Below are 12,761 nucleotides of genomic sequence, written 5' to 3'. Positions count from 1 at the left end.
CCGAGGACCTGTCGATGTTCGGACGGGACCCCTGGTGGCTGGTTGTCATCAAGGCCGTCTTCTGCTTCGCCTTCCTGATGATCACCGTGCTCTTCTCCATCGTGTGGGAGCGCAAGGTCGTCGCCTGGATGCAGCTGCGCATCGGCCCCAACCGGCACGGCCCCTGGGGAATGCTCCAGTCGCTCGCCGACGGCATCAAGCTGATGCTGAAGGAAGACCTGGTCGTCAAGCGGGCGGACAAGCTGGTCTACGTCCTCGCGCCGATCGTCGCCGCGGTACCCGCCTTCATGGCGATCGCGGTGATCCCCTTCGGCCCCTCGGGCAACGAGGTGTCGATCTTCGGCCACCGTACGACGATGCAGCTCACCGACCTGCCGATCGCGATGCTCTACATCCTCGCGGTCGCCTCGGTCGGTATCTACGGCATCGTCCTGGCCGGCTGGTCGTCCGGATCGACGTACCCGCTGCTCGGCGGACTCCGCTCCTGCGCGCAGATGATCAGCTACGAGATCGCGATGGGCGCCGCCTTCGCCTCCGTCTTCCTCTACTCGGGGTCGATGTCGACCTCGGCGATCGTGGACGCGCAGAAGGACCGCTGGTTCATCGTGCTGCTGCCGGTCTCCTTCATCATCTACATCGTCACGATGATCGGTGAGACCAACCGCGCCCCGTTCGACATGCCGGAGTCCGAGGGCGACCTGGTCGGCGGCTTCAACACCGAGTACTCGTCCATCAAATTCGCGATGTTCATGCTGGCTGAGTACGTCAACATGGTCACCGTCTCGGCGGTCTCCGCGACGCTCTTCCTGGGCGGCTGGCGGGCCCCGTGGCCGATCTCCACCTTCTGGGAGGGCGCGAACCACGGCTGGTGGCCGATGCTCTGGTTCGTCATCAAGGTCCAGCTCCTCCTCTTCTTCTTCATCTGGCTGCGCGGCACGCTTCCGCGCGTGCGCTACGACCAGTTGATGAAGCTCGGCTGGAAGGTCCTCATCCCGGTATCCGTGGTCTGGCTGATGCTGGTGGCGACCGTGCGGGCGCTGCGCAACGACAACTACGACTACTCCCGGATCGTGCTCTACGGAGCCGGGGCCGTCGTGGCGGTCCTGCTGCTCTCCTTCGTCTACGACATCTTCCGCGACAAGCAGGAGAAGCAGGAGCGGGCCGCCGAGGAAGCCGCGGGCCCGGGGCCGGCCTTCGACCCGATGGCGGGCGGCTTCCCCGTACCACCGCTGCCGGGACAGACCCTTCCGCCGGTACCCCGGCGGCGCTCGCGAGGGGGGTCCCCCCAGGCGTCCAGCTCTGGGGGAGAGCGGGAGCTGATTGTCAGTGGTGGCGTGGACACTGTGAGTGACGGAAAGGAGGCCGGCGATGCCTGACCGCTCTAATGAGGCTTCCGGGGACGGGACGCCCCAGGACCCCAAGACTCCGTGGCAGAACCCGGTGGCCGGCTTCGGCGTGACCTTCAAGGCCATGTTCAGGAAGCGGCTGACCGAGCAGTACCCGGAGCAGGAGAAGACGACGGCGCCGCGCTTCCACGGGCGGCATCAGCTCAACCGGCATCCGGACGGACTGGAGAAGTGCATCGGGTGCGAGCTGTGCGCCTGGGCCTGCCCGGCGGACGCGATCTATGTGGAGGGCGCGGACAACACCGAGGAGGAGCGCTACTCCCCGGGCGAGCGGTACGGCCGCGTCTACCAGATCAACTACGCCCGCTGCATCCTGTGCGGACTCTGCATCGAGGCCTGCCCCACCAGGGCGCTGACGATGACCAACGACTTCGAGCTCGCCGACAGCAGCCGCGCCAACCTGATCTACACCAAGGAGCAGCTGCTCGCCGGTCTGGACGAGGGCATGGTCGACTCCCCGCACTCGATCTTCCCGGGCACCGATGAACAGGACTACTACCGGGGCCTGGTGACCGAGGCCGCCCCCGGCACGGTCCGCCAGACCGCGGTCTCCAAGGGCGAGACGGCCGGGCCGACGGCCGCGGCCGGAGCACCGAACGAGGGGGCGCAGCCGTGAACTCCCTGACCTCCACCGGTGAGGCCTTCCAGTTCTGGGTGCTGGGCACGGTCGCCGTGATCGGCGCGCTCTGCACCGTCATGATGCGGCGTGCCGTGCACAGCGCGCTGAGCCTCGCCGGGACCATGATCATCCTGGCGGTGTTCTACCTCGCCAACGGCGCGTACTTCCTGGGCGTCGTCCAGATCATCGTCTACACCGGCGCGATCATGATGCTCTTCCTCTTCGTGGTCATGCTGGTCGGTGTCACCGCGGCCGACTCGCTCAAGGAGACCATCAAGGGGCAGCGCTGGCTGGCCGTGCTCTGCGGGCTCGGCTTCGGCATCCTGCTGATCGCCGGTATCGCCAACGCCTCACTCAAGACCTTCACGGGCCTGGGCAAGGCGAACGCCAACGGCAACGTGCAGGGTCTCGCCGCCCTCATCTTCACCAAGTACGTCTTCGCCTTCGAGATCACCGGCGCGCTGCTCATCACCGCGGCCGTCGGCGCGATGGTGCTCACCCACCGGGAGCGCACCGAAGAGGCCAGGACCCAGCGGCAGATGTCCGAGGACCGCGTACGCAGCAAGCAGCTGCCGCCGCTGCCCGCCCCGGGTGTCTACGCCCGGCACAACGCCGTGGATGTCGCGGGACTGCTCCCGGACGGGACCCCGTCGGAGCTCACCGTCATGCAGACGCTCCGCCGGCGGGGCCAGATCCGCGATGTGTCGAGCGAGGCCATGGCGGACCTCAGGGCGCTGGAGCAGCGCTCCGAGGAGCGGCTCGGGCGTATGTCGGGACACGGCCACGACGCCGGGATCGCCGGTGACCGCGACCGGTCCGAGAGCGACCGGAACGGCGCAGGCCGGAACGGCCGGCACGACCGGGAAGAGGAGGAGGCGAAGTGAATCCGGTCAACTATCTGTATCTCGCCTCGCTGTTGTTCACCATCGGCGCGGCCGGGGTGCTGATCAGGCGGAACGCCATCGTGGTCTTCATGTGCGTGGAGCTGATGCTCAACGCCTGCAACCTCGCGTTCGTCGCCTTCTCCCGTATGCACGGAAACCTGGACGGCCAGATCATCGCCTTCTTCACGATGGTCGTTGCCGCGGCGGAGGTCGTGGTCGGGCTCGCGATCATCGTGTCGCTCTTCCGTTCCCGCCACTCGGCCTCGGTCGACGACGCCAGCCTGATGAAGCTGTAAGGGGACGCTGAACAGTGGAGAACCTGATTGCGCTGCTGATCGCAGCGCCTTTGCTCGGAGCGGCGGTACTGCTCTGCGGTGGGCGGCGGTTCGACCGTGCCGGCCACCTGCTGGGCACGTTGTTCGCCGCCGCCTCCTTCGTGCTGGCGGCCGTCCTCTTCGTGAACATGCTGGGGAAGAGCGCGGACCACCGCACCCTGCACCAGTACCTGTTCAGCTGGATCCCGGTGGCCGGCTTCAAGGCCGACGCCGCCTTCCAGCTCGACCAGCTGTCGATGACGTTCGTCCTGCTGATCTCCGGTGTGGGCACGCTGATCCACATCTACTCGATCGGCTACATGGAGCACGACGAGCGGCGCCGCCGCTTCTTCGGCTATCTGAACCTCTTCCTCGCGGCGATGCTGCTGCTGGTCCTCGCCGACAACTACCTGCTGCTGTACGTCGGCTGGGAGGGCGTCGGCCTCGCCTCGTACCTGCTGATCGGCTTCTGGCAGCACAAGCCGTCCGCGGCGACCGCGGCCAAGAAGGCCTTCATCGTCAACCGTGTCGGCGACATGGGCCTGTCGATCGCGATCATGCTGATGTTCACCACCTTCGGGACCTTCGCCTTCGGGCCGGTCCTGCACTCCGTGGGGGCCGCGTCGCAGGGCAAGCTCACCGCCATCGGCCTGATGCTCCTGCTCGCCGCGTGCGGCAAGTCGGCGCAGGTGCCGCTGCAGTCCTGGCTCGGTGACGCGATGGAGGGCCCGACCCCGGTCTCGGCCCTGATCCACGCGGCGACGATGGTGACCGCGGGCGTCTACCTCATCACCCGCTCCGGCGCGATCTTCAACGCCGCCCCCACCGCGCAGCTGGCCGTCGTGGTGGTCGGCGCGGTGACGCTGCTCTTCGGGGCGATCGTCGGTTGCGCGAAGGACGACATCAAGAAGGCCCTCGCGGGCTCGACCATGTCGCAGATCGGCTACATGATCATGGCGGCGGGCCTCGGCCCGATCGGGTACGCCTTCGCGATCATGCACCTCGTCACGCACGGCTTCTTCAAGGCCGGACTCTTCCTCGGCGCCGGATCGGTCATGCACGGCATGAACGACGAGGTGGACATGCGGAAGTACGGCGGCCTGCGGAAGTACATGCCGGTGACGTTCGTGACCTTCGGCCTCGGCTACCTGGCGATCATCGGCTTCCCCGGCCTCTCCGGCTTCTTCTCCAAGGACAAGATCATCGAGGCGGCCTTCGCGAAGGGCGGCACCGAGGGCTGGATCCTCGGCGGCGCGGCCCTGCTGGGCGCCGGCATCACCGCGTTCTACATGACCCGGGTCATGCTGATGACGTTCTTCGGCGAGAAGCGCTGGGTGCCGGACGCGGACGGCCACGAGCCGCACCCGCACGAGTCGCCCAGGTCGATGACCATCCCCATGATCATCCTGGCCTTCGGCTCGGTCTTCGCCGGTGCGTTCTTCGGCATCGGCAACCGCTTCCTGCACTGGCTGGAGCCCATCACCGGCCACTCCGAAGGCAATTCGCCGGTCAGTGCCGGTGTCGTCACCGCCGCGACGATGGTGGTCCTGGTGATCGGCGTCGCCATCGCCTGGCTCGTCTACGGACGCAAGCCCGTGCCCGCCGTGGCCCCCAAGGGTTCGCTGCTCACCCGCGCCGCCCGGCGCGACCTGCTCCAGGACGACTTCAACCACGTGGTCCTGGTCCGCGGCGGTGAGCACCTCACCCGGTCGCTGGTCTACCTCGACCACTCCCTGGTGGACGGTGTCGTCAACGGCACGGCCGCCTCGGTCGGCGGGCTCTCGGGCCGGCTGCGCAAACTGCAGAACGGCTACGCCCGCTCCTACGCGGCCTCGATGTTCGGCGGCGCAGTGATCCTCGTCGCCGCGACCCTGCTGATGAGGGCGGTCTGATCACCATGTCCTTTCCTCTCCTGACGGCGACCGCCGCGCTCCCGGCGGTCGGAGCGATCGCCACCGCCGCGGTCCCGGCCGCGCGGCGCACCGCGGCGAAGTGGCTCGCGCTGCTCTTCTCGCTCGGCACGCTCGCCCTGGGCGCCGTCCAGCTCGTCCGGTTCGACCCCGGCGGCGCCCGCTACCAGCTCACCGAATCACACGCCTGGATCACGGACTTCGGCGTGCGGTACGAGCTGGGGGTGGACGGCATCGGGATCGCGATGATCGCCCTGACCGCCCTGCTCATCCCGTTCGTCATGCTGGCGGGCTGGCACGACGCGGACCCCCTGGAGACCCACAGCTCGCGCTGGCGGCCGACGCAGGGCTTCTTCGCCCTGATCCTGGCCGTCGAGGCGATGGTGATCCTCTCCTTCGAGGCCACCGACGTGTTCCTCTTCTACATCCTCTTCGAAGCCATGCTCATCCCGATGTACTTCCTCATCGGCGGCTTCGGGGACCGGGCGCACGCGCAGGGCGACGAGGCGGCGGCGACCCAACGCTCGTACGCGGCAGTCAAGTTCCTCCTCTACAACCTGGTCGGCGGCCTGCTCATGCTGGCCGCGGTCATCGGCCTCTATGTGGTCGCGGGGAACTTCTCCCTCCAGGAGATCGTCGCCGCGCGGGCCAACGGCTCGCTGCACATGGCGACCAGCACCGAACGCTGGCTCTTCCTCGGCTTCTTCTTCGCCTTCGCGGTGAAGGCGCCGCTCTGGCCGCTGCACACCTGGCTGCCCAATGCCATGGGCGAGGCGACCGCCCCGGTCGCCGTGCTGATCACGGCCGTGGTCGACAAGGTCGGCACGTTCGCGATGCTGCGCTTCTGCCTCCAGCTCTTCCCGGAGGCGAGCAAGTGGGCCACCCCGGTGATCCTGGTGCTCGCGCTGATCAGCATCGTCTATGGCGCGCTGGTCGCGGTCGGCCAGCGCGACATCAAGCGGCTGATCGCCTACGCCTCGGTCTCGCACTTCGGCTTCATCATCCTGGGCATCTTCGCGATGACCACCCAGGGACAGTCGGGTGCGACGCTCTACATGGTCAACCACGGGATCTCGACTGCCGCCCTGATGCTGGTGGCCGGCTTCCTGATCTCGCGGCGCGGCTCGCGGCTCATCGCCGACTACGGCGGTGTGCAGAAGGTGGCCCCGCTGCTGGCCGGGACCTTCCTGATCGGCGGTCTCGCCACCCTGTCGCTGCCCGGCCTCTCGCCGTTCGTCAGTGAATTCCTGGTCCTGGTCGGCACGTTCAGCGCGTACCCGGCCGCCGGGATCATCGCGACGATCGGCATCGTGCTGGCCGCGCTCTACGTCCTGGTCCTCTACCAGCGCACGATGACAGGACCGGTCAGGGCGACGGTGCAGGGCATGGCGGACCTCAAGGTCCGCGAACTGGTCGTCGTACTGCCGCTGATCGCGCTGCTGGTCTTCCTCGGCGTCTATCCGAAGCCGCTGACGGACATCGTCAACCCGGCCGTGAAGCACACCCTGTCCGACGTCCAGAAGAAGGACCCCCAGCCCACAGTGGAGGCCGCGAAGTGAGCGCAACAGCTGTCCACAGCCTGTGGACAATGGGGGCGGCAGGCCCCATCGGCAAGATCCCGACCCCGCACATCGAGTACGCGCAGCTCTCACCCGTACTGATCATTCTCGGTGCGGCGATGCTGGGAGTCCTCGTCGAGGCCTTCGTGCCGCGCAGGAGCCGCTACTACGCCCAGGTGTTCCTCAGCGTCGTGGCGGTCGTCGCCTCCTTCGCGGCGGTCGTCGCGCTGGCGGCGGGCGGTTACGGCTCGACCAAGGCGCACATCGCGGCGATGGGCGCGGTCGCGGTCGACGGGCCCGCGCTCTTCCTGCAGGGCACCATCCTGCTGGCCTCGCTGGTGGCGGTCTTCACGTTCGCCGAGCGCAGGCTCGACCCGGAGGTGCACGGCAACCGTACGGACTCCTTCGCCGCGCAGGCCGCCGCCGTACCGGGCAGCGACGCCGAACAAGCAGCGGTCAAGGCCGGGTTCACCACCACCGAGGTCTTCCCGCTCGCGCTGTTCGCCATCGGCGGCATGCTCGTCTTCCCCGCGGCCAACGATCTGCTGACGCTCTTCATCGCGCTGGAGGTCTTCTCCCTGCCGCTCTACCTGCTCTGCGCCGTCGCCCGCCGCAAGCGGCTGATGTCGCAGGAAGCGGCCGTGAAGTACTTCCTGCTCGGGGCGTTCTCCTCGGCCTTCCTGCTCTTCGGGATCGCCCTGCTCTACGGGTACGCGGGCTCCGTCTCGTACGCCCGGATCGCCGACGTGGTCAACGGCACCGTGCAGAACGTCGACCCGGCGCTCGCCGACACCATGGGCAACGACGCACTGCTGCTCATCGGCGGCGCGATGATCCTGCTCGGGCTGCTCTTCAAGGTGGGCGCCGTGCCGTTCCACATGTGGACCCCGGACGTCTACCAGGGCGCGCCGACCCCGGTCACCGGCTTCATGGCGGCGGCCACCAAGGTCGCCGCGTTCGGCGCGCTGCTGCGGCTGCTGTACGTGGTGCTGCCGGGGATGCGCTGGGACTGGCGGCCCGTGATGTGGGCCGTCGCGATCATCACCATGCTGGGCGGCGCGGTCGTCGCGATCACGCAGACCGACATCAAGCGGATGCTGGCCTACTCGTCCATCGCGCACGCCGGGTTCATCCTGGCCGGTGTCATCGCCACCACACCTGAGGGCATCAGCTCGGTCCTCTTCTACCTGGTGACGTACTCGTTCGTGACGATCGGCGCCTTCGCCGTGGTCACGCTGGTACGGGACGCGGGCGGCGAGGCCACCCACCTCTCCAAGTGGGCCGGGCTCGGGCGGCGTTCACCGCTGGTGGCCGCGGTCTTCGCCGTCTTCCTGCTGGCCTTCGCGGGCATTCCGCTGACCAGCGGGTTCAGCGGGAAGTTCGCCGTGTTCAAGGCGGCGGCCGACGGCGGGGCGAGCGGTCTGGTCGTGGTCGGTGTGATCTCGTCCGCCATCGCCGCGTTCTTCTACATCCGGGTCATCGTGCTGATGTTCTTCAGCGAGCCGAAGGCGGACGGCCCCACGGTCGCCGTCCCGTCGCCGCTGACGATGACGACGATCGCCGTGGGTGTCGTGGTCACGCTGGTGCTGGGGCTCGCCCCGCAGTACTTCCTGGACCTGGCGAGCCAGGCGGGGGTCTTCGTCCGGTAGCCGGCTTGTGCACATGATCTCCGCCGTACGATCTCTGCCGTACGGACTCCGCCGTCGGGCGGGCCGGGTACCCCCGGCCCGCCCGACGGCTTTCGTACGTCGCTGACCTGGGGTTTCCCGGGCTGTCCCGGCGTGCACCGGGGGCGCGTACCGACGCGGGCGCACCCCGTGATGCGCCGCTGTGTCCGGGGATGTCGGTGCGGGACCCTATCGTGGCAGGAGTGAGCGGCAGGACGGGCGAGGGACCAGCGCGACGGGGGACGGAACGATGAAGGGCAGTGGCGAGGCAGTGGCTGAGCGTACGGAGCAGGCGGAGCGGACCGCGCACGCGCAGGGCGCGGAGAGCGAGGCGCTCAGCACCCTGCACCGGGTCTTCGGCTACGACGCCTTCCGCGGCGAGCAGGAAGAGATCATCGGGCAGGTGGTGGACGGCGGGGACGCCGTCGTGCTGATGCCGACCGGTGGCGGAAAGTCCCTCTGCTACCAGATCCCCGCCCTGGTCAGGCCAGGTACGGGCGTGGTGATCTCGCCCCTGATCGCACTGATGCAGGACCAGGTGGACGCGCTGCGCGCCCTCGGTGTGCGCGCGGGCTTCATGAACTCCACGCAGGATTTCGACGAGCGCCGCACCGTGGAGGCCGAGCTGCTCGCCGGAGAGCTCGACCTGCTCTACCTGGCGCCCGAGCGGCTGCGGGTCGAGGCCACGCTCTCCCTGCTGAGCCGCGCGAAGATCTCCGTGTTCGCGATCGACGAAGCGCACTGCGTCGCCAGCTGGGGACACGACTTCCGCCCCGACTACCTGGCCCTCTCGCTGCTCGGCGAGCGCTGGCCCGACGTCCCGCGCATCGCCCTGACGGCCACCGCCACCCGCGCCACGCACCAGGAGATCACCGAGCGGCTCGGGATGCCGGACGCGCGGCACTTCGTCGCGGGCTTCGACCGGCCCAACATCCAGTACCGGATCGTCCCCAAGAACGACCCCAGGAAGCAGCTGCTCGCCTTCCTCAAGGAGGAGCACGCGGGGGACGCCGGAATCGTCTACTGCCTCTCCCGTGCCTCCGTGGAGCGGACCGCCGAGTACCTCTGCAAGAACGGCGTCGAGGCCGTGCCGTACCACGCGGGGCTCGACGCGGGCACCCGCGCCGTCCACCAGTCGCGCTTCCTGCGCGAGGACGGCCTCGTGGTGGTCGCGACGATCGCCTTCGGGATGGGGATCGACAAGCCGGACGTCCGGTTCGTCGCCCACCTCGACCTGCCCAAGTCGGTGGAGGGGTACTACCAGGAGACCGGGCGCGCCGGGCGGGACGGGCTGCCGTCCACGGCGTGGATGACGTACGGGCTCCAGGACGTGGTGCAGCAGCGGAAGATGATCCAGAGCGGCGAGGGCGGCGAGGTGTTCAGGCGCCGGGCCGCGGCCCATCTCGACGCGATGCTGGCGCTCTGCGAGACCGCCGACTGCCGCCGCGCCCAGCTGCTCCAGTACTTCGGCCAGGAGGCGGTGACCCCCGCCTGCGGGAACTGCGACACCTGCCTCAGCCCGCCGGAGACCTGGGACGGCACGGTGGCGGCGCAGAAGGTGCTGTCGACGGTGGTACGGCTGGAGCGCGAGCGCAGGCAGAAGTTCGGCGCCGGCCAGATCGTCGACATCCTGCTCGGCCGCAGGACGGCCAAGGTCATCCAGTTCGACCACGACCAGCTCTCCGTCTTCGGCATCGGCGAGGACGTGCCGGAGGCCCAGTGGCGGGGTGTGGTGCGGCAGTTGCTGGCGCAGGGGCTGCTGGCGGTCGAGGGGGAGTACGGCACGCTGGTGCTGACCGGCACCAGCGGTTCGGTGCTCTCCGGAGATACCGGGGTCCGGCTGCGCAAGGAGCCCGAGAAGGCCGTGGCGGCCCGGGCGGCCAAGGGCGAGAAGAAGGCCAGGGCGGCAGCGGTGGCGGCCGATCTGCCCGCGGAGGCGGTGCCGGTCTTCGAGGCGCTGCGGACCTGGCGCGGCAAGCAGGCCAAGGAGCAGGGCGTCCCGGCGTATGTGATCTTCCACGACGCGACGCTGCGCGAGATCGCCACGGTGCGGCCCGCCACGCTCGGTGAGCTCGGTGGCATCGGCGGCCTCGGTGAGAAGAAGCTGGCGACGTACGGGGAGGGCGTGCTCGGGGTGCTGGGCGAGCTGACGGCCACGGGTGGTTCCGCACCGGACCAGCCGGCCGACCCGGCGGCACAGCCCGGCCGGCCCGCTCAGCCCGTCCGTCCTGCCCAGCCCGTCCGTCCTGCCCAGACCCGGCGGGCCGCCTCGTCGGCCCCGGCCGCCCGGATGCCCGCGCAGGGCGAGCCGGACGACCCGGGGGCCTGGGACGAGCCGGACTTCTCCGACTACCCCGACGACCCGGAGGCGTAGGGCGGCGGCGGGCTGCCTGTCAGCCCCCGTGCTCGCCCCCTCCCGCGCTCACCCCCCGCCGCTCCGGTTCGCCCGGTCGATCTGGACGTTGCGGTGCACCGCGTGGGCGGGCCACTCCTCGTGCGTCAGGTGACGCATCGAGGCGCGGGACCTCCCGCCGTCCCGGGAGACGAACCGGGACAGGCCCACCGCCGTGACGAGCGCCGCAAGTGCGCGGCTGCGCGGGTCAGGGAAGCCGGCCGCCTCCGTGGTCAGGAAGCGGTCGCGGGCCTGGGCGGACCAGTTCCGCGGGCCCGCCGGGTGGCGGTAGTAGGGCAGCAGCCCCGCGAAGCGCCGTGTCTCACGGGTCAGTACGTCCCCGTCCACCAGGTGGTCCAGGTACAGCCCCTCCACCGTGCGGCCGGTCCGGCGGATCCAGTAGCGCGCGCCGACGCCCCCGGCGAACTTCCGCTTGTCCGGGGGCGGTAGCAGCTCCAGCACCCGCGCGAGCACCGGGTCGTGCGGCGGCAGCGGCTGATCCACCGTCACCTTCCCGCGCGACTCGGAGATCCGGCCCTGCAACTCCAGTTCGGCCAGGGCCGCACCGGCCATGCCGAACTCCAGATAGCGGTTGCGGCAGAACGGCTTGCCCCGGCGCGGGTCCAGCGCGAGCAGCAGCAGTTCCTCGGGGAGCGTCGGCGCTTCCTGGCTCATCGTGGGGGCACGATCCTTCCGGTCACTTCGCCGAGGCCGACCCGGGTCCCGTCGGGCCCCGGCGCCCAGGCGGTCAGCGTCACCTCGTCGCCGTCCTCCAGGAACGTCCGCTTGCCGCCGTCGAGTTCGAGGGGCCGGGTCCCGTTCCAGGTGATCTCGAGCAGCGAGCCGCACTGTTCGGGCGACGGCCCGCTGACCGTGCCCGAGCCGTAGAGGTCCCCGGTACGGAGCGAGGCGCCGTTGACGGTCGTATGCGCCAGCATCTGGGCGGCCGTCCAGTACATCCCGGCGAAGGGCGGCTCGGAGACCGGCTGCCCGTTGATGGAAACCGTGATCCGCAGGTCCAGGCCGCCCGGTTCGTCGGCCGACGCGTCGTCGAGGTAGGGGAGCAGGGGCAGTTCGCGCGCGGGCGGGGCGGTCCGCGCCGCGTCGAGGGCCTCGAGCGGTGTCACCCAGGCCGAGACCGAGGTGGCGAAGGACTTGCCGAGGAAGGGGCCAAGCGGTACGTACTCCCAGGCCTGGATGTCGCGCGCCGACCAGTCGTTGAGCAACTGGAGGCCGAAGACGTGGTCCCGGTAGCCGGACAGCGGAACGGAGTCGCCCTGCGCGGACGGGACGCCGACGACGAAGCCGACCTCCGCCTCGATGTCGAGCTTGACCGAAGGGCCGAAGACCGGCGCCGGGTCCGACGGTGCCTTGCGCTGCCCCGAAGGACGTACGACATCGGTGCCCGACACGACGACCGTGCCCGAACGGCCGTGGTAACCGATCGGCAGATGCTTCCAGTTGGGCGTCAGTGCCGCCGAGTCGGGCCGGAAGATGCTGCCGACGTTCGTCGCGTGGTGCTCGCTGGCGTAGAAGTCGACGTAGTCGGCGACCTCGTACGGAAGATGCATGGTGACGTCCGCCACCGGGCGCAGCAGCGGCTCTATGACCGGGCGGTGCGCCGGGACGGTCACCCAGGCGGTCAGAGCGCGCCGCACATCGCGCCACGCCGTACGGCCCGCAGCGAGCAGCGGGTTGAGCGTGGGGCGGTCGAGCAGCTTGCTGTACGGGGAGCCGAGCGCGAGCGCCGCCGCCCCCGCGTCGAGTACATGGCCGCCGATCCGCACGCCCACGCGGCGCCGGTCGGGATCCTCAGGGGTGGAGAAGACTCCGTACGGCAGGTTGTGCGGGCCGAAGGGGTCGCCTTCGGGGAGGTCGAGCGGGCTCTGCTCAGGCATGGGGTGCTGCCTCGCTTTCAGGTCTGTGGACAGACCCACGGTACGGGGGCGGGGCGGGCCGCGTCAGCTGGTGAAACGTTCGCGGTGCCCTGCCCCGGGGGCGGGTACCCGA

Annotated in this window: 10 protein-coding genes; 8 read left to right on the top strand and 2 right to left on the bottom strand. The window is 69.6% G+C overall.

Translation table 11 applies throughout. The features are described 5' to 3' along the window. The first annotated feature begins 14 nt into the window (after window positions 1-14). From nuoH to recQ, 8 genes are all read left to right on the top strand, one after another. Window positions 15-1,376 carry an NADH-quinone oxidoreductase subunit NuoH gene (nuoH, locus tag OG210_RS10990; RefSeq protein ID WP_328335569.1) on the top strand — a complete coding sequence of 454 codons (1,362 nt, stop codon included), beginning with the start codon at window positions 15-17 and terminating at the stop codon, window positions 1,374-1,376. Continuing rightward, window positions 1,369-2,022, top strand: a complete 654-nt coding sequence (nuoI, locus tag OG210_RS10985; RefSeq protein WP_328330077.1) for an NADH-quinone oxidoreductase subunit NuoI — start codon at window positions 1,369-1,371, stop codon at window positions 2,020-2,022. The genes nuoH and nuoI overlap by 8 nt, the downstream gene beginning before the upstream one ends. After that, entirely contained in the window at window positions 2,019-2,909 is an 891-nt protein-coding gene (locus tag OG210_RS10980; protein WP_328330079.1) for an NADH-quinone oxidoreductase subunit J, read from the top strand. Before nuoI ends, OG210_RS10980 begins: the two co-directional genes overlap by 4 nt. Continuing rightward, a complete protein-coding gene (gene nuoK / locus OG210_RS10975; protein WP_129773108.1) occupies window positions 2,906-3,205 on the top strand; it encodes an NADH-quinone oxidoreductase subunit NuoK in 300 nt (99 codons plus the stop codon). The genes OG210_RS10980 and nuoK overlap by 4 nt, the downstream gene beginning before the upstream one ends. 14 nt (window positions 3,206-3,219) lie before the next feature. Beyond that, entirely contained in the window at window positions 3,220-5,115 is a 1,896-nt protein-coding gene (gene nuoL / locus OG210_RS10970; protein ID WP_328330081.1) for an NADH-quinone oxidoreductase subunit L, read from the top strand. A gap of 5 nt (window positions 5,116-5,120) precedes the next feature. Beyond that, window positions 5,121-6,692 (top strand): NADH-quinone oxidoreductase subunit M, encoded by a 1,572-nt coding sequence (locus tag OG210_RS10965; RefSeq protein ID WP_328330083.1) that lies wholly within the window; start codon window positions 5,121-5,123, stop codon window positions 6,690-6,692. Beyond that, window positions 6,689-8,341 (top strand): NADH-quinone oxidoreductase subunit NuoN, encoded by a 1,653-nt coding sequence (gene nuoN, locus OG210_RS10960; protein WP_328330085.1) that lies wholly within the window; start codon window positions 6,689-6,691, stop codon window positions 8,339-8,341. The genes OG210_RS10965 and nuoN overlap by 4 nt, the downstream gene beginning before the upstream one ends. A gap of 268 nt (window positions 8,342-8,609) precedes the next feature. Continuing rightward, window positions 8,610-10,733, top strand: coding sequence for a DNA helicase RecQ (gene recQ, locus OG210_RS10955; RefSeq protein WP_371536024.1), 2,124 nt, complete (start codon window positions 8,610-8,612; stop codon window positions 10,731-10,733). A 48-nt stretch (window positions 10,734-10,781) separates the two neighbouring features. Here the strand turns inward: recQ and OG210_RS10950 are convergent, their stop codons facing one another. Further along, window positions 10,782-11,426, bottom strand: a complete 645-nt coding sequence (locus OG210_RS10950) for a GPP34 family phosphoprotein (RefSeq protein WP_371536021.1) — start codon at window positions 11,424-11,426, stop codon at window positions 10,782-10,784. After that, a complete protein-coding gene (gene fahA, locus OG210_RS10945) occupies window positions 11,423-12,649 on the bottom strand; it encodes a fumarylacetoacetase (protein WP_328330091.1) in 1,227 nt (408 codons plus the stop codon). The genes OG210_RS10950 and fahA overlap by 4 nt, the downstream gene beginning before the upstream one ends. Window positions 12,650-12,761 lie beyond the last annotated feature (112 nt).

The organism is Streptomyces sp. NBC_00466, assembly GCF_041433995.1.
Taxonomy (GTDB): Bacteria; Actinomycetota; Actinomycetes; order Streptomycetales; family Streptomycetaceae; genus Streptomyces.
Note: the sequence above shows the minus strand (reverse complement) of the source record. Positions and strands in the feature narration are given on the sequence as shown.